This is a genomic window from Streptomyces sp. NPDC127117 (assembly GCF_042677325.1).
Taxonomy (GTDB): Bacteria; Actinomycetota; Actinomycetes; order Streptomycetales; family Streptomycetaceae; genus Streptomyces.
Window position 1 is genome coordinate 77,567 of the sequence record NZ_JBHXTM010000005.1, and the last position, 18,334, is coordinate 95,900.

The window sequence follows — 18,334 nt, forward strand, 5'->3', positions numbered from 1 at the left end:
TACGGTTCAGCGGGTGCGGGGGGTTCGCGGATCGGCGGGCCGGTCAGCGGGGACGCGGGGTGTGGCGGTGGGCCAGCGCTTCGTAGGAGGCGGCGAGGGCCGGTGCGGCCGTCTCGTACGTACGCTGCGCGACGCCTATGAACAGGCAGTCGACGACGAGGAGCTGGCTCGTACGGCTCGACATGGCGGCGGGCCGCAGCTCGCTCTCCCGGGCGGTGGACGTGGTCAGTACGTGGTCGGCGTACTGCGTGACCGGGCCGTCGGGCCGGCCGGTGATCGCGATCGTCGTCGCGCCGCGGTCGAAGGCGACCCGCAGCGGCTCGATCACGTCGACCGTGGAGCCGGAGTGCGTGATCGCGATGGCCACATCGCCGGAGCGGAGCTGCACGGCGTTGGTCACCGCGAGGTGCGGGTCCGTGTGGGAGTGCGAGATCAGGCCGATCCGGGCCAGCTTCTGCGCGAGGTCCTGGCCGACGAGGGAGGAGGCGCCCACGCCGTAGATGTCGATGCGCCGGGCGGTGGCGGCGGCGGCGACGGCGGCACCGAGCTGGACGGTGTCGAGCCCGGCGGCGGTGTCGGCGAGGGTCTGCTGCTCGTCGTAGGCCAGCTTGGCGACCACGTCGGCGATCGGGTCGTCGACCGCTATGTCCGCCGTGACGGAAGGGGCCCGGCCGGACTGCTGGTGCGCGGCGAGCCCGGCGAGGGCCAGGCGCAGATCGCGATAGCCGGGGTAGCCGAGCAGGCGGGCCGTGCGGACCACGGTCGCCTCGCTGGTGCCGGTGAGCTCGGCGAGACCCGTGACCGTGAGAGCCGCGCAGCCGGCCGGATCGCCGGCGACGGCCTCGGCGACGCGCTGCATGGAACGGGTCATGGACGGCGCGAGCGTACGAACCTTGGCCGCGAGGGCTGCCGGGGCGGGCGGGGAGTCGGCGTTGAAACTTTCCTTCAGGTCATGGGTCACATTTGAAAGATATTTTCAACCGGGTTGGCCGTCAACCCCCCTTTGGTCCCCTTCTTCACCGGCCCGCGATCCGCCGCCTCCGACAGCGCGGAAACGGTGATCGCGGGCGCGCGAGGCGGATTCGCGGGCAGGTGACAATGGGCCCATGGAGATGAACCCCTTGGAACAGGCGCTGCACACGGCCCGTGCGCTGGTCATGGCAGATCTCGCCGCAGGTGACGTCGCCGAGGCCGGAATCGTCTCGCTGGTCGAGGACGCGGTGACGCACCGCCGCTGGTGGGTCGAGCAGTGGCCCGACGGTGTCGCGTTCGTGGTGGGCCTGGTCGCCCAGGACGTGCAGGACGCGCTGCTCGAACGGTACGGGCGGTGGCCGCTCTGCCCGGTCTGTGACGCGGGCGACCCGCACGCCCTCGACGTGGAACCCGAACTGGGGCCGGACCCGCACTGGGTGTGCACCAAGGCCACGGTGGCCGTGGCGCCGGTCGGTTCACTGAGCGGGATACTGCGGCGGTGACCCTCTACATCGACCCGCCCCAGTGGCCGGGGCACGGGCGGCTCTGGTCGCACCTGGTCAGCGATGTCTCCTTCGAGGAGCTGCACGCCTTCGCGGCGTCCATCGGCTGCCCGCCGCGCGCGTTCGAGCGGGATCACTACGACCTGCCGGAGACGCGGTACGAGGACGCGGTGCGGGCCGGGGCCCGGCAGATCGGCTCGAAGGAGCTCGTCCGCCGGATCACGGAGGCGGGGCTGCGGCGGCCCAAGGGGCGGCCCGCACCGGGCTGAGAACGCTCAGGCGCCCGCCGAGGGAGCGCATGCCTCCACCGGGTCCTGCGCCACGGCGGCCGGGGCGCCCGCCACCAGCCGGGACGAGGTGGCCCGGCTGCGCTGGAGCCGCAGCGAGAACACCACCGCCACCAGCGCCAGTACCGTCATCGCCGCCCCGGCCCACGCGGTCGCCGCGAAACCGAAGTCCGCGTCGATCACCGTGCCGCCCAGCCAGGGGCCGCCCGTGTTGCCCAGGTTGAACGCGGCGGTGGTCGTCGCACCGGCCAGCGTCGGGGCGGCGCCCGCGACATTGAACATCCGGGCGTTCAGCGCCGGGGCCGTGTAGAACGCCGACAGGCCCAGCAGGAACGACAACACGATCACCGCGACCTGGTTCGACGCGAACAGGGCCAGCGCGGCCAGGAAGACCGTCGAGGCCGCGATACCGCTCATCAGCACCCCGAAGAGATGCGCGTCCGCGACCCGGCCGCCGATCGTCGTACCGACCAGCGCCCCGATCCCGAACAGCGCGAGCACCGTCGGCACCCAGCCCGAGTCCAGCCCGGCGACATCCGTCAGCAGCGGGGCGAGGTAGCTGAACGCGCAGAACACCCCGCCCGCGGCGAGCGCCGTGATCACGATCGACAGCCACACCTGCCGGTCCCGGTAGATGCTCATCTCCTGCTTGAGCCGAGGCTTCTGCTCCGGCAGCGGAATGCGCGGAATCAGCGTCGTCACCCCGACCAGCGCCACGGCGGACGCCGCGCCCACGGCCCAGAAGGCCGACCGCCAGCCGAAGTTCTCACCGAGGAAAGCGCCCAGCGGCACGCCCAGCACATTGGCGATCGACAGACCGCCGATCATCACGGCCATCGCACGGGCCCGCGAGTTCACCGGCACCATCGCGATGGCGACGGCCGCCCCCACCGCCCAGAACCCGGCACAGGCGAACGCGCTCACCACCCGGGACGCGAAGAGCACCTCGTACGTCGGAGCCAGCGCACCCGCGACCTGGCCGAGGCCGAAGACGGAGATCAGGGCGATCAGTGTGGTGCGGCGGGGCAGCCGGAGCGTGGCGACGGCGAGCAGCGGGGCGCCGATCACCATGCCGATCGCGAAGGCGGATATGAGAAGACCGGCACGGGGTATCGACACATTCATGTCGTCCGCGATGGGCGGCAGCAGCCCGGAGAGCATGAACTCACTGGTTCCCAGGGCGAAGACCGAGAGACCCAGGATGTACACGGCCAGGGGCATGCGAGAGCGGCGAGCGGCAGAGTCGGGCATGACAGCTGGCAACAGCGATCGGGCCCCGCGCATTCCCCGCCGCCGGGCCCGTCTCAGTGGCTGAGCAGCTCCAGCTCGGTCATCAGGTTCTGCCGCGCGCGCGGCTCCCAGTGCTCCGCCCCGTACGGCGTACGGAACAGCCGGGGCAGCCCGAGCAACTGGCGCAGCACCGTCGCCCGCCCCTCGCGGAACGCGTCGTCGGGCACGAAGCCGTACTCCTCGCGGACCTGCGCCGCGTAGGCCGCGTACTGCCTCGGGGACGCCGCGAGGATGGCCAGGTCCGCGTCGCAGAGCACCTCGCCGTCGGTGTCACCGGCCGCCGGGTCGTGGGTGATGGTGAGCCTCACGAGACGGGCCACCTCGGCCGTGACCTCGTCCGGCACCCCCGCCTCCGGGAGGGCGCGCTCGGCCAGCGCCGCGCTGCGCTCCTCGTTCTCGGACCGGTCGGGCCGGTACACCGCGTCGTGGAACCAGGCGGCGAGACGCACCGCGTCCGGGTCGGCCGCGTACCCGGCGAGCGTGTCGATGCGATCGAGCACCGCGACCAGGTGCGCGGTGGTGTGGTACTTCCGCTGCGGCTCGGCCCAGCGGGCCAGGAGGTTGTCGGCGTACGGCGCCGGATCGGGAGCGGCGGCCCCGCCCCGGGCGCGGGTGAGCGCCTCCTGCCAGCGCTCGCGGAGGGAGTCGTCGGTACGGTCCGCCCCGTCGGGGGCACCGTTCGCACGCGAGCTGTCGGTCATGGGTCGACCCTAGCCCGGGACCGGACGGTCTTCAGAAGCTCCGCGACATGGCTGTGCGGTCGGCCCTGTCGGCCATGCCGATCGCCTCGCCCGGTCCCCCGGCCGTCGGCCGTGCGTACTCGGTCGACCCGCCGGGTGCCCGGCGGAACGGCCGGTCGCCGTACGGCCGTTCCTGCCCCTGAGCCGAGCGGCACCAGTCATCGCCGGATGATCGCCGGGGTGTGCGCGTGAGCGGGGACGGATTCGGTGCCGAAGTGCTGGTGCTGCCCGTCGGCCGGGAGACGCTGCTCGTCGAACCGTCCCCCGGAGAGCATTCCGAGGCTCCACGCCGAGCTGTCGCGCCACCACGCGCGCGGTGAACTGCCCGCCATGGGGGAGATCGTGCCCGGTGCACGAAGCGTGCTGCTCGACGGCAGCGCGGACCGTACGCGTCGGGTACGGGCGCGGTCCGCCCGCGAACTCGCGCCCTGGCGGATACCGCCGACGCGGCGTGGGCCGGGGCCCCGCTCCCGGCCCCCCGTTCCTCAATCGTCGGAGGGGCCGGTGCGTGGTCCTATGCCGCTGCCCTGAACCCCCGCAGCCGCAGCGAGTTGCCGACCACGAAGACCGAGGAGAACGCCATCGCGGCGCCCGCGATCATCGGGTTGAGCAGTCCGGCCGCGGCGAGCGGCAGGGCGGCCACGTTGTAGGCGAAGGCCCAGAACAGGTTCGTACGGATGGTGCCGAGGGTCTTGCGCGACAGCCGGATGGCGTCCGCCGCGGCCCGCAGGTCGCCGCGTACCAGCGTCAGGTCGCCGGCCTCGATCGCGGCGTCCGTGCCGGTCCCCATCGCCAGGCCGAGATCGGCCTGCGCGAGGGCGGCCGCGTCGTTGACGCCGTCACCGACCATGGCGACCGAACGGCCCTCCGCCTGGAGGCGCCTGACGACGTCGACCTTGTCCTCCGGCATGACCTCCGCGTACACCTTCTCGATGCCGACCTCGGCCGCGACCGCCTCGGCCACCGCCCGGTTGTCGCCGGTGAGCAGGATCGGGGTGAGCCCCAGGGCCCGCAGCCGCTCGATGGCCTCCGCGCTGGTGTCCTTCACCGCGTCGGCGACTTCGAGCACCGCCCGTGCCTCGCCGTCCCAGGCGACCGCGATGGCCGTCCGGCCGGCGGCCTCCGCCTCGGCCTTGCGCCGGGCCAGCTCCACCGGGAGGTGGATCTCCCATTCGGCGAGGAGCTGCTCGCGGCCGACGAGGACGGCGTGGCCCTCGACGACGCCCTGGACGCCGAGGCCGGCGATGTTGGCGAAGTCCTCGGGGGTGGGCAGGGGTGCGCCGGTGCGTTCGGCGGCTCCGGCGGCGACGGCCTGGGCGATGGGGTGCTCCGAGGAGTGCTCCAGTGCTCCCGCGAGGCGCAGTACGTCGGTCTCGGTGGTGCCGTCGGCGGTGTGGACGTCGAGGAGGGTCATCCGGCCGGTGGTGACGGTGCCGGTCTTGTCGAGGACGATGGTGTCGACGCGGCGGGTGGTCTCCAGGACCTCCGGGCCCTTGATGAGGATGCCGAGCTGGGCGCCTCGTCCGGTGCCGACCATGAGGGCGGTGGGGGTGGCCAGGCCCAGGGCGCAGGGGCAGGCGATGATCAGTACGGCCACGGCCGCGGTGAACGCGGCGGTCAGGCCCCCGCCGTTGCCGAGCCAGAAGCCGAGCGTGCCGAGCGCCAGGGCGATGACGACGGGTACGAAGACGGCGGAGATCCGGTCGGCGAGGCGCTGGGCCGCCGCCTTGCCGTTCTGGGCGTCCTCGACGAGCTTCGCCATCCTGGCGAGCTGGGTGTCGGCGCCGATCCGGGTGGCCTCGACGACGAGCCGGCCGCCCGCGTTGAGCGTCGCCCCGGTGACGGAGTCGCCGACGCCGACCTCCACGGGTACGGACTCACCGGTCAGCATCGACGCGTCCACGGCCGAGGCGCCCTCGACGACGGTGCCGTCGGTGGCGATCTTCTCGCCGGGACGGACCAGGAACCGGTCCCCCACCTGGAGTTCGGCCGTCGGCACGGTCACCTCGTGGCCGTCGCGCAGCACGGTCACTTCCTTGGCGCCGAGTTCGAGCAGCGCCTTGAGGGCCGCGCCCGCCTTCCGCTTGGAGCGGGCCTCGAAGTAGCGGCCGGCCAGGATGAACGCGGTGACCCCGGCGGCGGCCTCCAGGTAGATGTTGCCCGCGCCGTCGCTCCGGCCGATGGTCAGCTCGAAGGGGTGCGTCATGCCGACCATGCCCGCCGTGCCGAAGAACAGCGCCCACAGCGACCAGAGGAACGCGGCCGTGGTGCCGACCGAGATCAGCGTGTCCATCGTCGCCGCGCCGTGCCGGGCGTTGGTGAACGCGGCCTTGTGGAACGGCCAGGCGGCGTACGTGACGACCGGTGCCGTCAGCGTCAGCGAGAGCCACTGCCAGTAGTCGAACTGGAGCGCCGGGATCATCGACATCGCGATCACCGGCACGGCGAGCGCGACGGCGGTCAGCAGCCGCTGCCGCAGGGGCCGCAGCTCGTCGGCCTCCGCGGCGTCGGCCGCGCCCTCCTCGGTGGTGCGCACCGGGGGAGCGGGCTCGTGCGCGGTGTAGCCGGTCTTCTCGACGGTGGCGATCAGGTCCTGTACGGAGATGTCCTCGCCCCGGTAGCTGACCTTGGCCTTCTCGGTGGCGTAATTGACGGTGGCCTCCACGCCGTCCATCCGGTTGAGCTTTTTCTCGATGCGGGCCGCGCAGGAGGCGCAGGTCATGCCGCCGATCGCGAGCTCGACCTCTGCGGCGGGACCGGTGGCGGTACCGGTGCCGGTTGTGGCGGTGTGCGCGGACACGATGTCCTCCCTGGCGGTGGCGTTCGGAGCTTTATACCCCTGGGGGGTATGTATTACTGATTCAGGTATACCCCCCTCCCCTATGAAACGCAAGAGCGCATATGCCGTCCGGGCCCGGATCGTGAGCGTTCGATCACGCGATGTGCGGCTGACCTCACGTATCTTCGCCTGGCAATGAGGCTGCATCCTCGGTGTACTGACCCGTAGGCTGGCCATTGGACTAGACCTATTGATGCTTCCTGGAGGATTGGGATCCCATGAGCAACCGTGCAGTCCTGGAGGTGATCGCTCTCGACGCGGAGGACGCGGTCGCTGCCCAGGCGGGTGGTGCAGACCGGCTTGAGCTGGTCACCGACATGGCGGCGGACGGCCTGACCCCGTCCTGTGCGACCTTCGCGGAGATCCGGGCGGCGGTGGACATTCCGCTGCGGGTGATGCTCAGGGTGGCCGACGGCTTCGCGGCCGGCGACATCGAGGTGCTGGTGGCGAAGGCGCGCGAGCTGCGCGCGGCGGGCGCCGAGGAATTCGTGCTCGGCTTCCTCGACGCCGAGGGGCACCCGGACCTGGTCGCCGTCGAACGGCTGGTCGCCGAGCTGGAAGGCTGCCGCTGGACCTTCCACCGCGCGATCGACCGGGCCGTCGACCGCGACGCCCTGCGCAAGCAGCTGGCGGACCTGCCCGGCCTGGACACGTACCTCACCGCCGGTTCGGCGAAGGGCGTCGACGACGGCATCCCGACGCTGCTGGTGGAGGCGGCGCGCAAGGGCGAGCCCGGGTACGAGCCGCAGATCCTGGTGGGCGGCGGGCTGCGGCTCGAACACCTGCCGGAGCTGCTGACCGCGGGCATCGACGCGGTGCACATCGGCGGCGCGGCGCGTCCGCACGGGTGGTCGGGGCCGGTGGACGCGGCGGCGGTGCGGGAGTGGCGGGCGGTGCTCGACGCGTAGCCGGGCGCGGGGGTCCGGGGCGCTGCCTGCGGACCCCCGCTCCTCAAACGCCCGAAGGGCCGGGATCTTTGCCGGAGGGGCTCACGGGCGCAGCTCGGTCGGCAGCTCCGCCGAGTGCACCACCGTCAGACCCGACACCGCACGCGTCAGCGCCACGTACAACCGGCGCAGGCCCGTGCGTTCGTCCGGTTCGCCGTCGACCACCGCGGCCGGCTCGTCCAGTACCACGTAGTCGTACTCCAGGCCCTTCGCCAGCGACGCGGGGACCAGGGTCAGGCGGGACTCGGCGGTCGTCTCCTCGCCGGGGGAGAGGTACGCGTGCCCCGCCTCCGCCAGCGCCTCCGCCAGCGCCGGGATCCGGGCGTCGGCCGCGATCAGGCCGATCGATCCCTCCCGCGTCAACGACTCGTCGCACGCCGCGAGCACCGCCGCGTCCAGCTCCGCCGGGCCCGCCAGCCGCCGTACCTCCAGCGAACCCGGCGACTCACGCACCGACTCCACCGGGGCGAGGCCGGGCGAGATCGCCGGGAGCAGCCGGGAGGCGTACGCGATCACCTCGCGCGGCACACGGAAGCCCGCCGTCAGCTCCTCCACCACCGCGTCCGACTTGCCGAGATGGTGCAGCGCCTGCGCCCAGCTCTCCGTCGACCACGGCGTCGTGCCCTGCGCCAGGTCGCCGAGGACCGTCGCCGAACCGGTCGTGCAGCGGCGGCCCACCGCCCGGTACTGCATGGGGGACAGGTCCTGCGCCTCGTCGAGCACCACATGACCGAGCGAATGTGTACGCGCCACCAGATCGCCGGCCTCGTCGATGAGCACCGCGTCCGCCGACGACCACTTCGCCGACTTCACGCTCCGGGCCGGCTTCTCCCACAGGATCGTCTTCTGCTCGTCCTCGGTGAGCAGACCCTCCGCGTGAGCGGCCAGGAACTCCGCGTCGACGAGCAGCCGCAGCACCAGCTTCGCCGGGTCGACGGCCGGCCAGATCGCCTTCACGGCGGCCTTCACGGCGGGGTTGCGGGCCACCGCGTTCTGCACCCGGTCGTCGGGGGCCTCGCCGGCCTCCTCCATCCGGACCAGGACGGCGTGCGCGATGCGCTGCGGAAGCGCGTCGTGGGCGGCCCCGTACCGCATGTCGCGGGCCAGCAGCTCGTCGACCATCTCCGCCAGCTCGTACGCGGGCACCCGCCAGCGCCGCGAACCGCGCACCACCACGACCGGCTCCACCGGGGGCGTCACATGCGAACGGATCGCCCGCCGCAAAACTTCGGCCATCCGGGCGTCGCCCTTGACGACGGCGGCGGCCGCCGTGTCCGTGCCGCGCACCTCGACGCCCGCCGTGACCAGGTCGTCGACGGTCGCCTGCTGCACCGCCAGCTCGCCGAGGGCCGGCAGCACCTGCTCGATGTACTGGAGGAAGGACCGGTTCGGCCCGATGACCAGCGTGCCGGTACGGGCCAGCCGCTCGCGGTGCGCGTACAGCAGATACGCCACCCGGTGCAGGCCGACGGCCGTCTTGCCGGTGCCGGGCCCACCCTGCACGCACACCGTTCCGCCCAGCTCGCTACGGACGATCTCGTCCTGCTCCGGCTGGATCGTCGCGACGATGTCCCGCATCGGACCGACGCGCGGCCGCTCGATCTCCGCCTGGAGGAGCTTGCTGGTCTGCGCGGCCTCGGTGGGATCGGTGAGGTGCTCGTCCTCGTACGCGGTCAGCTCGCCGCCGGTGTAGCCGAACCGGCGGCGCTGCCCCACGTCCTGGGGGTCCTTCCTGGACGCCCGGTAGAACGGCTGCGAGACGGGTGCGCGCCAGTCGATGACCATCGGGTCGCCGCCGGCATCGTGGACATGGCGGCGCCCGATGTAGAACTGCTCGCCCTCCGCCCCCTCGGCCTGCTCGGCACCGATCCGGTGCAGATAGTCCAGGCGGCCGAAGAAGAGCGGAGTGTGGGCGAGATCGGCGAGCGACTTGATGCGCTCGTCGATCTGGGCCTGAAGGACGACCGCGTTGACCCAGTTCGCGGTGACGTCGCGGATGTCCAGGGCCTGGGCGTCCTCGCGCATGGCGCGCAGCGCGGCGCGGGACGCGGTGAGATGGGCGCGTTCGCGAGCCAGTGGATCGGTGGTGGTGTCGCTTTCGTGTTCGTGCGCGGGCACGGTGTTGCCTCCGGCTGTTCAACGCAGGACGGCGGACCGCATCCGGCCCCGGTCGGTGCTCGGGGGCGATGCGGTCCGCTCGGGGATCGATCACGGGTACGCGCAGCAGGTGCGCGTACGGCTGTCGGCCGGTTTCCGTCCGGTCGGCGGCGCTCCCCCGGCTGCCGGCGCGGGCCCTGGCGGGCCGCCGGTACCACGGTGCGGGAGGCGGGCAGACCGGCGATTGTATCGGCCGCGTCCGCCGGGGGCGAACGGATTACCGCCGGGTCCATCCCGTAGGGGACGGCATGCGACCGCAGACCTACCCGGACCACCGCCGGTTTCAGCCCGTGGGTCTACCCGGGCTTCCGCAGGATTCAGCCCGCGGGCCGATGCCCGTACCGGCCGGGCGCAGGACCATGGAACACATGAGCACAGTCCTCCTGAACCCCCGCAGGACCGGCCCCGCGCACGGCGCGACCGCGGCCACCGGTCACCACCGCACCCACCGCGTCGGCGACGCCGTGCGCGCCGTCAAGGTCTTCGCCCGCGCCGCGTTCGGCGTCGTCGTGCTCGGCGAGTACGCGGAGGAGGCGGGTGTCCGCAGCCGCCGCGCACACTGAGTACCCAGAACCTCCCCGGTGTGAGTATCGGACCGGAGGCGGCCCGGCCCTGCCCCGCGGTTGGGTAGCGGCATGGAGAACAGCCACGTCCATGTGATGCGTCCCGTCCTCGTCGGCCCCGCAGGTCCTGTCGTCCCCGCGCGCAGCGCGAACGCCTGGGCCGCCCCCATGATCGCCACGGTCCTTTCCTTCTTCCTGACCTGCTTCGGCATGTTCGCCATCGGCTTCGCGGCGATGGCCACCGACAGCTGCGGCCCGGACGACTGCTCCTCGGACATCACGGTTCCGCTGGGCCTCATGGCCTACGGGCTGTACGCGACCCCGTTCGTCACGCCCCTCGCCCTGATCACCGCCTGGGTGCTGCCGTGGCGTCCCCGCTGGACCGCCGCCCGCATGTGTGCAGCGGCGATCGCCGTGCTGCCGGGGCTGACGGCGGTGGGCGGCCTGGCCCTGCTCCTGACACTCGGCGGCTGACCCGGTCAGGACGCAGCCGGTCCGCGTACGCGGACCGGCCACCGGCCACCGGCCTCAGTTGTCCGTCAGCAGCTCGTCCGCGTCCACGATCCGGTACGCGTACCCCTGCTCGGCCAGGAACCGCTGGCGGTGCGCCGCGAAGTCCTGGTCGATCGTGTCGCGTGCGACCACCGAGTAGAACCGCGCCTCGTGCCCGTCCGCCTTCGGCCGCAGCACCCGGCCCAGCCGCTGTGCCTCCTCCTGGCGGGAGCCGAACGTCCCCGACACCTGGATGGCGACGGTCGCCTCCGGCAGGTCGATCGAGAAGTTCGCGACCTTCGAGACCACCAGGACGTTGAGCTCGCCCTCACGGAACGCGTCGAAGAGCTTCTCGCGCTGGGCGTTGCTGGTCTCGCCCTTGATCACCGGGGCGTTCAGATGCTCACCCAGCTCGTCGAGCTGGTCGATGTACTGCCCGATGACCAGGGTCTGCTCGCCGCGGTGCTTGCGCACCAGCGCCTCCGTCACCTTCCGCTTCGTCGCCGTCGTCGCGCAGAACCGGTACTTCTCCTCGGCCTCCGCGGTCGCGTACGCCAGCCGCTCCGAGTCCGTCAGATTGACCCGCACCTCGACGCAGTCGGCCGGCGCGATGTAGCCCTGCGCCTCGATCTCCTTCCACGGGGCGTCGAACCGCTTGGGCCCGATCAGCGAGAAGACGTCCGACTCGCGGCCGTCCTCACGCACCAGGGTCGCCGTCAGCCCGAGCCGCCGCCGGGCCTGGAGATCGGCGGTGAACTTGAAGACGGGCGCGGGCAGCAGATGCACCTCGTCGTAGATCACCAGCCCCCAGTCCCGCGAGTCGAACAGCTCCAGGTGCGGATAGACGCCCTTGCGACGGGTCGTCAGCACCTGGTACGTGGCGATGGTGACGGGCCGGATCTCCTTGCGGGTACCGCTGTACTCGCCGATCTCGTCCTCGGTCAGCGAGGTCCGCTTCACCAGCTCGTGCTTCCACTGCCGGGCCGAGACGGTGTTCGTCACCAGGATCAGCGTGGTCGCCTTGGCCTCGGCCATCGCACCGGCCCCGACCAGCGTCTTGCCGGCACCGCAGGGCAGCACCACGACGCCCGAGCCGCCGTGCCAGAAACCCTCGACGGCCTGCTTCTGGTACGGCCGCAGCGCCCAGCCGTCCTCGGCCAGCTCGATGGGGTGCGCCTCGCCGTCCACGTAACCGGCGAGGTCCTCGGCAGGCCAGCCCAGCTTCAGCAGCGTCTGCTTGATCTGCCCGCGCTCGGACGGGTGCACAGCCACGGTGTCCGGGTCGATCCGCGCCCCGACCAGCGGCTGCACCTTCTTCGAGCGGAGGATCTCCTCCAGCACGGGCCGGTCGGTGGAGGTCAGCACCAGCCCGTGGACCGGATGCTTGGACAGGGTGAGGCGGCCGTACCGGGCCATCGTCTCGGCGATGTCGACGAGCAGCGCGTGCGGAACGGGGTAGCGCGAGTGCTGCACGAGCGCGTCGACGACCTGCTCGGCGTCATGCCCGGCGGCCCGCGCGTTCCACAGCCCGAGCGGGGTCAGCCGGTAGGTGTGGATGTGCTCGGGCGCACGCTCCAGCTCCGCGAAGGGCGCGATGGCACGACGGCAGGCATCGGCCTGGTCGTGGTCGACCTCCAGGAGCAGTGTCTTGTCGCTCTGGACGATGAGGGGTCCGGTCACGCGCGTCGGCCCTTTCTGCGGGGTGCGGCCACGGATGCGGCCAAACGTCCAGTGTGCCGCATGCCGCGGCCGTGGCGCGTGTGTTGTCGGGCACGGGCGCGGGCACGAGTGTGGTCGTTCCGGGTCGTCGCGCCGGGGCGAACCCGTCCGACGGTCAGTCCGTCCGGCGGTGGCCCCGTCCCTCGGGGAGCCGGCCCAGGTGTACGGCGGCGTGGGCGGTCAGGGCCAGTTGCCGGACGTCCTCGGTGAAGGTGTCGATGCGGATCCTGCGTCCATCGCTCAGCACGATGTCGCAGGTGAAGCCCATCCCGCGGGCCTCGGCCAGCGGCCGGCCGTCCTCGCCGTGCGCGCCGACGGACGCGATGTCCTGCCACGGGATCAGGGTGGCGGTGCCCGCCACGCGGTGGGTGAGCCCCCGTTCGTGGACGTCGAAGCACTGCTCACGGGTACGGAAGCCCTGGACCAGCCGCCAGATCCCCAGACCCAGCCCCACCAGCCCGACACCGAGCAGCAGGCCGGCCAGCTCCGGAGCCCCGTCGGTGGTGCCGATCGACGCGATGGTCACCGGTATCCCGGAAGCCGTGCCCGCCGCTCCGACGAGGAGCAGGATTCCGGCCTGCCGCAGCCGTCTGCCCCCGTCGGTACGGTGCTCACGGACGAATCCCCCCAGCTGCCTGGCCGCTTCGGTGCGCCGCATGACATCCCCCTCCAGCGTCGTGAACACGTCAGAGTGTGCCGTGCGGCCGCCCGGCCCGCCCCCGATTCGCCCGCATCGCCGGACCCGGCGGTGGCCGACGGGGCGGGGACGCGCCCCGTCCTCAGGCCGTCTGGTCGTCCGCCAGTTCGGCGACGCCGGTGATGCGGTGCAGGGGGTACGTGCGGACCTCGTCCGCCGTGTGGTCGTACGCCGTGACGAAGCCGCCCTCGACCCGGACCGGGGCGATGACCCGCTGGCTGGCGGCGCCGTCCGCGTTCACGTAGCCGATCCAGAGCGCCGAGCCGGTCATCGCGGCGGCCTGGACGGTGGCGAGGGTCTCGGCGGAGGTCGTACGGGGCAGCGAGCCGGGCGCGGCCGCAGGGGCGCCGGGGGCCTCCGGGGCGTCCTTGCGCACCACCGTGGCGGCCGTGTCCCCGGCCCGGATCGCCCGTACCGCCGCGCCGAGCAGGGTGGTGTCCGGTACGGGCGGGCCCTCGGGCACGGGGACGGGGGCCGTGCGGGGCGGGGTGCGGCGGGCGCCCGCGCGGGTGATCAGTACGTCGCCCTCGGCGGACTCGGCGGCCGGGGCGTAACCCATCTCGCGCAGCCCTTCGAGCAGTGATGCCGGGTCGATCTGGGCGGCCAGGGCGGTCGGCGCGAGGCGGCGCAGCCGCAGGGTGACCGAACGCTTGTCGGCCAGGATCTCGTTCAGCACCGCCTCGTCGTCGCAGCGCACGTACGAGGAGGCGGCGCCGATCCGCAGATGGCCGTGGCGGCGGGCGACATCGTCGATGAGGTAGCTGAGCGGCTGCGGGACGGGCGTGCGGCTGTGCGCGGCGAGGAAGGCGTGCAGGTCGGCCGCGGACTGCCCGGCGTCCAGGGCGCGGCGCACCGAGCCGGGGGTGAAGCGGTAGACCGTCGCGCCGCCCTTGGACTCGATGTCCGCGAGGGCGGAGAGCATGTCCGCGAGGGGCCGCTCCAGCGGGCCGGGGGCGACGGCCGTGAGGTCGGCCTGGAGCAGGACGTGGTCCAGCGGCTCCGGGATGAGCGGCGCGAGCAGCGCGGCGGCCTCGGCCGGTCCGGCGTCGAGCAGGGCGCGGGTGTGCGTGGCGAGCGCGCCGCGGCCGGTGATGCCGAGCAGTTCGGACTCGTTGAGCGTCCACAGGGCGATCCGGGACCGCAGATCGGTGGTGTCCCCGGCGGAGACGGACGCGCCGCGCAGAGGGCGCTCCCAGCGCAGCCGGGCGAGGACGGTCTCCGGGTCGGGGGCGGTGCCGGGCTCCAGGGCGGCGAGCAGGGCGAGGACCCGGTGGCGTACCTCCGGGGCGGCTGAGCGGTCGAGCTCGGGGCCCAGTGCGGACAGGGCCCGGCCCTTGGCGTCCTGGCCGCCGACCAGGCCCGAGGTGCGGGTGGCGGCGAGCCAGGCGGTGGCGAGGTGCGCCCAGCGTTCCTGTGCGGGGAGCTCGGCCCAGTCGTCGTACGCGGGCGTCGGCGCGTACCGTTCGTCGGCCTCGCCGTCGGAGGCCAGCAGCCCGGCCGCGAAGGCGAGTTCGACCCAGAACGCGGCGACCGGCTCGGGGACCTCCAGGGCGGTGGCGGTCCTCTTCAGCTCGCGGACGCTGAGCCCGCCGGCCCGCAGTATCGGGGGCCCGCCGCCGTTCCAGCTCTTCAGCAGCTCCTCGACGGTGTTCACGGCCAGCAGCGCCTGACCCGCCGCCGCGCTGTCCACAGCCTGTGGATCGCGGTTGGCGACCGCCTCCACGGCCGGAGGCCGCGGCTCCGGTACGCGGTGGGCGCGTCCCGCCCGCAGATGCAGGGCGGCCTCGCGGGGCAGCACCACGGTGCGGGTCGACACCGGCAGCAGCAGCCCGTGGTCGCGCAGCCACTTCACCGGCGGGGTGGGGTTCGGGGTCACCTCCCCGTACGGCGGCCCCCACACCAGCCGGTCCAGCACGGACAGGGCCTCGGCCGGGGCGGAGTCCAGCAGTTCGCCCATCCTGGCCCGGTCGGTGAAGAGCGCGGCCAGGGCGGTCACGGCGGAGACCGGGTCGTGTGTGGCGGGCAGCCCGGCCGCGGCCAGGATCTCCTGGAGGCGGCCCGGGGACATGCCGGAGGTCGCCTCGGCGACGGTCGGCCCGAGACCGGTGGGGGAGGCGTGCTGCGGGGACGGCGCGAGGATCTCGCGCGCCGTCCGCACCAGCCGCAGCCGCTCGTCCTCGCCCCAGACGAGGGCCTGTTCGCGCAGCGTCGCCAGGGCGCCGGGCAGCGCGTCGGAGATCGCCGCGCCCGCGTCGTCGCGGTGCTCGCCGTCGTCCCGGCCGTCGCCGGTGAGCAGGCCGAGCAGCGTCTCGTACGGGGCGGGGTCGGCGGCCACCGCGAGCGCCTCGGCGGTCTGCAGCGCGAACCGGTCGAGGTGCTCCAGCGCGCGTACGACGGAGGCGCGGGTGCCGGCCCTGGTCGCGAGCTGGGTGATGTCGCCCGGCACCGGGCTGAGGAGATCGGGGCGGGCGCGCAGCAGCCCGGCCAACGACTCGTCGTCCCGGGCCCGGAGAGCTTCGGCGAGCGTCCGCGGTGGTGTGGTCATCCCCATCCGTCCCACGGTAGTCGCTCCGGACAGGCCCGAGGGCGCTACCGTCGGTGCAGGGCGGTAGAGGGGAACGATCGCGTGGGGATCGAGAGCGACCAGCTGGTCTACGACTATCTGAGCCGGGTCGGGGACCTGGCACAGCAACAACAGCTGTCCTCGGCCGCCCGGATGAGGCTGGTCTCCACGCTCCGGGGCGAGATCGACCGGCAGCGCGGAAAGCAGTCCGGGGACAGCCCCGCGGCGGTCCGCCGCATCATCGGGAGGCTCGGCGAACCGGACGAACTGGTGGCCGCGGCGGCCGCGTCGGGCGACGGCACGGTGGAGCTCGCGGGGCGGGTGGAGCCCGCGCCGGAGGAGGGGCGGAGCATTCCGCGTCCGCGCAAGGGGATGCTCCGGAAGGACGGCCGGAAAGACGGTTCGGGCAAGGGCGCGTCGCGGCCGCGGGAGCCCGGCCCCGGAGCGCCGGACGCATCCGATGCGCCCGAGGGGTCCGGCGTGCCCGAGGGGCCCGGCGTGCCCGAGGCGCGGGGCGGCCGGGTGCCGTCGCCGCCGCACATGGCCGGTACGGACGAGCTGGGACCGTCCGGCAGCGAAGCCGACTGGTGGCGGGTCGAGCCGGGGCCGTTCGGCGAGGGGGTCGATGTGCCGGGGTTCGTCGGCGGCGTCGAGATCCCGGACATGATGCAGCCGCCGCCGTCCCGGGACGCGGTGCCGCGCCCGCGCAGGGCGGAGGACGGGCAGGCGGACGAGGACGAGGACGGGGCAGGGGCCGAGGGCGGCGTCCCGGAGGAGTCCGAGGAGGCGCCGCGGCGACGCCGGCTTCCGGGGCTGCGCCGTCGTGCGCCGCGCGAGCGCGGGGCGGGCGGCCACGGCTTCTCCCACCCGCTGCTGCTGCTCGCCGCCCTGCTGCTGGTGGCGGGCGTGGTGACGGGTTCCTGGCTGGCCCTGGCGGGCGGCTGGCTCCTCGCGTACAGCTCGCGCACGCTGTCCCGCGCGGAGGCGAAGTGGGCCGCGATGGGACTGCCGGGCGTGGTCGCGGCGGGCGCCCTGGTCTGGCTGTGGGGCCGGACCGAAGGCCGATGGGGCGAGCCCATCGGAACCGGGCAGCTGGGCGACGCGATCGGCGAGATGTGGCCGTGGGTGGTGCGGGGGGCGGCCGTCGCCTCCGCGCTGTACCTGGTGTGGCGGTCACGGAGGCCACGGACATGACGACCGGACACCCAGGGCCTCTCGTTTGGATCATGCCGGTCTCGTGTGCCCCGGTGCCGCACCTCGCCGCGTTGTCGTCGGTCGCCGACGCTCCACGTCGGCTCCCTCCTCCGCCTTGTGATGCACGACACCGGACCCCGCTCCCTGATCCGGCCCGATCCGAACGAAAGGCCCCAGCCGCCCGTCTCCAGCCACTGGACACGACCGGTCGTTCCCGCCCGTGACCCGCCCGGACTTGGCCGACCGCCCTTGCCCGGAACCGTGCCCCCGGACTTGGCCGACCGCCCCTGCCTGGGGGTTCGCCCGGACTTGGCCGACCGCCCCTGCCCGGAACCGTGCCCCCGGACTCAGCCCGTCATCTTCGCCTGGAACTCGTCGAGGATCTTGTCCGCGGCGGTGTAGCCGATGCCCGCGATCCACAGCCGGTCGTCGACCTTGAAGACCTTGCCGTCCTTGGATGCCTTCAGGCCCTTCCACAGGCCGCTGTTCATCGTCTTGGTCGTTCCCGCCTTCGCCGGGTCGCCGTACGTCGACGTGAAGACGACGTCCGCGTCCGCGAGGTCGATCTTCTCGGGCGACACGTCGTACGAGAAGCCGTCCTTGGCCTTGTCCGTGATGGCGGGGCGGCCCACGCCCAGGTCGGCGAGGATCGAGCCGATGTAGTTCTGCTTGCCGTAGATGCGGATGTCGGCACCTTCGACGAAGCGGACGAAGTTGACCTCGGTGGCGGCGGCCTTCTCCTTGCCGCCGAGCGCCTCGGTCACCTTCGCGACATGGGCGTCGTAGTCGGCGACGACCTTCTTCGCCTCGGCCTGCTTGCCGAGCGCCTCCGCGTGCAGCTGGAAGTTCTCCTTCCAGGCCGTTCCGGTGGACTCCGTCATCACGGTGGGGGCGATCGCGCGGAGCTGCTCGTAGCGGTCCCCGTCGCGCACCTTGCTGGTGAGGATCAGGTCCGGCTTCAGCGAGGCGACGGTCTCCAGGTTGGGGTTGGCGATCTCGCCGACCTCCTTGATGTCCTTCGTCCGGCTCGCCGGCAGGTACGAGGGGAAGCTGTCCTCCGACGCCGAGTGCGTCCCGCCGACCGGCTGCACGCCGAGGGTCAGCGCCGAGTCCAGCTCACCGGTGTCCAGGACCACCACGCGCTCGGGGTTCACGGGGACCTCGACGTCGCCCATGGCCGTCTTGACGGTATGCGTCTTCGCGGCGTCGGAGCCGCTGTCCTTGTCGCCGGAGTCGGACGAGCCGCAGGCGGAGAGCGTGAGCGCGCCGGCCAGGGAGAGGGCGCCGAGCGCGAGGCCGCGGCGGCGGAGGGAGGTGGCCATGGGATGCCTTTCGTCGGGATCGGGGTGGTGGTCTGTCACGGTCGCGCCC

Annotated in this window: 16 protein-coding genes; 6 read left to right on the forward strand and 10 right to left on the reverse strand. The window is 73.1% G+C overall.

Annotated features, from left to right (window positions below; all coding sequences use genetic code 11):
- Nucleotides 1-43 precede the first annotated feature (43 nt).
- Nucleotides 44-961, reverse strand: coding sequence for a MurR/RpiR family transcriptional regulator (locus ACFVH0_RS06585; RefSeq protein WP_124717189.1), 918 nt, complete (start codon nt 959-961; stop codon nt 44-46).
- 145 nt (nt 962-1,106) lie between these two features.
- Here ACFVH0_RS06585 and ACFVH0_RS06590 point away from each other — a divergent pair, with 145 nt between their 5' ends.
- Together ACFVH0_RS06590 and ACFVH0_RS06595 are read left to right on the forward strand one after the other, a co-directional pair.
- A complete protein-coding gene (locus ACFVH0_RS06590) occupies nt 1,107-1,475 on the forward strand; it encodes a hypothetical protein (RefSeq protein ID WP_385818401.1) in 369 nt (122 codons plus the stop codon).
- Nucleotides 1,472-1,744, forward strand: coding sequence for a DUF4031 domain-containing protein (locus ACFVH0_RS06595; protein WP_385818403.1), 273 nt, complete (start codon nt 1,472-1,474; stop codon nt 1,742-1,744). Before ACFVH0_RS06590 ends, ACFVH0_RS06595 begins: the two co-directional genes overlap by 4 nt.
- Before the next feature lie 6 nt (nt 1,745-1,750).
- On the opposite strand, the gene ACFVH0_RS06600 is transcribed toward ACFVH0_RS06595, so the two are convergent.
- From ACFVH0_RS06600 to ACFVH0_RS06615, 4 genes are all read right to left on the reverse strand, one after another.
- Complete coding sequence (locus ACFVH0_RS06600; protein ID WP_385818404.1) at nt 1,751-2,983, reverse strand: Cmx/CmrA family chloramphenicol efflux MFS transporter; 1,233 nt, start codon at nt 2,981-2,983, stop codon at nt 1,751-1,753.
- Nucleotides 2,984-3,066: 83 nt separating this feature from the next.
- Nucleotides 3,067-3,753: a hypothetical protein gene (locus ACFVH0_RS06605; protein ID WP_385818405.1), complete on the reverse strand. Its 687-nt coding sequence runs from the start codon at nt 3,751-3,753 to the stop codon at nt 3,067-3,069.
- Nucleotides 3,754-3,950: 197 nt separating this feature from the next.
- A complete protein-coding gene (locus tag ACFVH0_RS06610; RefSeq protein ID WP_385818407.1) occupies nt 3,951-4,124 on the reverse strand; it encodes a hypothetical protein in 174 nt (57 codons plus the stop codon).
- A gap of 182 nt (nt 4,125-4,306) precedes the next feature.
- Nucleotides 4,307-6,592 carry a heavy metal translocating P-type ATPase gene (locus ACFVH0_RS06615; RefSeq protein WP_385818408.1) on the reverse strand — a complete coding sequence of 762 codons (2,286 nt, stop codon included), beginning with the start codon at nt 6,590-6,592 and terminating at the stop codon, nt 4,307-4,309.
- Nucleotides 6,593-6,849: 257 nt separating this feature from the next.
- Between ACFVH0_RS06615 and ACFVH0_RS06620 the strand changes: the two genes are divergently transcribed.
- Nucleotides 6,850-7,539: a copper homeostasis protein CutC gene (locus ACFVH0_RS06620; protein ID WP_385818409.1), complete on the forward strand. Its 690-nt coding sequence runs from the start codon at nt 6,850-6,852 to the stop codon at nt 7,537-7,539.
- Nucleotides 7,540-7,620: 81 nt separating this feature from the next.
- Here ACFVH0_RS06620 and ACFVH0_RS06625 read toward each other — a convergent pair whose 3' ends face one another.
- Nucleotides 7,621-9,696: a HelD family protein gene (locus ACFVH0_RS06625; protein ID WP_385818410.1), complete on the reverse strand. Its 2,076-nt coding sequence runs from the start codon at nt 9,694-9,696 to the stop codon at nt 7,621-7,623.
- A gap of 407 nt (nt 9,697-10,103) precedes the next feature.
- On the opposite strand from ACFVH0_RS06625, the gene ACFVH0_RS06630 reads away from it, so the two are divergent.
- Nucleotides 10,104-10,298, forward strand: a complete 195-nt coding sequence (locus tag ACFVH0_RS06630) for a hypothetical protein (RefSeq protein ID WP_342287324.1) — start codon at nt 10,104-10,106, stop codon at nt 10,296-10,298.
- Between the two features lie 72 nt (nt 10,299-10,370).
- Nucleotides 10,371-10,772 (forward strand): hypothetical protein, encoded by a 402-nt coding sequence (locus ACFVH0_RS06635; RefSeq protein ID WP_385818411.1) that lies wholly within the window; start codon nt 10,371-10,373, stop codon nt 10,770-10,772.
- 54 nt (nt 10,773-10,826) lie between these two features.
- On the opposite strand, the gene ACFVH0_RS06640 is transcribed toward ACFVH0_RS06635, so the two are convergent.
- The 3 genes from ACFVH0_RS06640 to ACFVH0_RS06650 all read right to left on the reverse strand — a co-directional run bounded on the left by ACFVH0_RS06640 (nt 10,827) and on the right by ACFVH0_RS06650 (nt 15,757).
- Nucleotides 10,827-12,470 carry a DNA repair helicase XPB gene (locus ACFVH0_RS06640; RefSeq protein WP_385818412.1) on the reverse strand — a complete coding sequence of 548 codons (1,644 nt, stop codon included), beginning with the start codon at nt 12,468-12,470 and terminating at the stop codon, nt 10,827-10,829.
- 154 nt (nt 12,471-12,624) lie between these two features.
- A complete protein-coding gene (locus ACFVH0_RS06645; RefSeq protein WP_385818413.1) occupies nt 12,625-13,167 on the reverse strand; it encodes a hypothetical protein in 543 nt (180 codons plus the stop codon).
- Between the two features lie 121 nt (nt 13,168-13,288).
- Entirely contained in the window at nt 13,289-15,757 is a 2,469-nt protein-coding gene (locus tag ACFVH0_RS06650; RefSeq protein ID WP_385818414.1) for a helicase C-terminal domain-containing protein, read from the reverse strand.
- A 75-nt stretch (nt 15,758-15,832) separates the two neighbouring features.
- Between ACFVH0_RS06650 and ACFVH0_RS06655 the strand changes: the two genes are divergently transcribed.
- Nucleotides 15,833-16,963, forward strand: coding sequence for a hypothetical protein (locus ACFVH0_RS06655; protein ID WP_385818415.1), 1,131 nt, complete (start codon nt 15,833-15,835; stop codon nt 16,961-16,963).
- Nucleotides 16,964-17,310: 347 nt separating this feature from the next.
- Here the strand turns inward: ACFVH0_RS06655 and ACFVH0_RS06660 are convergent, their stop codons facing one another.
- The gene (locus ACFVH0_RS06660) at nt 17,311-18,285 is read right to left on the reverse strand and encodes an ABC transporter substrate-binding protein (RefSeq protein ID WP_385818416.1); all 975 of its coding nucleotides are present in this window, start codon (nt 18,283-18,285) and stop codon (nt 17,311-17,313) included.
- Nucleotides 18,286-18,334: the final 49 nt, after the last annotated feature.

What these genes read in the sequence shown, in the direction of transcription:
- ACFVH0_RS06590 (WP_385818401.1), top strand. Translation starts at nt 1,107, where the DNA reads ATGGAGATGAACCCCTTGGAACAGGCGCTGCACACGGCCCGTGCGCTG.
- ACFVH0_RS06600 (WP_385818404.1), bottom strand. Translation starts at nt 2,983, where the DNA reads ATGCCCCTGGCCGTGTACATCCTGGGTCTCTCGGTCTTCGCCCTGGGA.
- ACFVH0_RS06605 (WP_385818405.1), bottom strand. Translation starts at nt 3,753, where the DNA reads ATGACCGACAGCTCGCGTGCGAACGGTGCCCCCGACGGGGCGGACCGT.
- ACFVH0_RS06610 (WP_385818407.1), bottom strand. Translation starts at nt 4,124, where the DNA reads ATGGCGGGCAGTTCACCGCGCGCGTGGTGGCGCGACAGCTCGGCGTGG.
- ACFVH0_RS06620 (WP_385818409.1), top strand. Translation starts at nt 6,850, where the DNA reads ATGAGCAACCGTGCAGTCCTGGAGGTGATCGCTCTCGACGCGGAGGAC.
- ACFVH0_RS06630 (WP_342287324.1), top strand. Translation starts at nt 10,104, where the DNA reads ATGAGCACAGTCCTCCTGAACCCCCGCAGGACCGGCCCCGCGCACGGC.
- ACFVH0_RS06635 (WP_385818411.1), top strand. Translation starts at nt 10,371, where the DNA reads ATGGAGAACAGCCACGTCCATGTGATGCGTCCCGTCCTCGTCGGCCCC.
- ACFVH0_RS06645 (WP_385818413.1), bottom strand. Translation starts at nt 13,167, where the DNA reads ATGCGGCGCACCGAAGCGGCCAGGCAGCTGGGGGGATTCGTCCGTGAG.
- ACFVH0_RS06650 (WP_385818414.1), bottom strand. Translation starts at nt 15,757, where the DNA reads ATGGGGATGACCACACCACCGCGGACGCTCGCCGAAGCTCTCCGGGCC.
- ACFVH0_RS06660 (WP_385818416.1), bottom strand. Translation starts at nt 18,285, where the DNA reads ATGGCCACCTCCCTCCGCCGCCGCGGCCTCGCGCTCGGCGCCCTCTCC.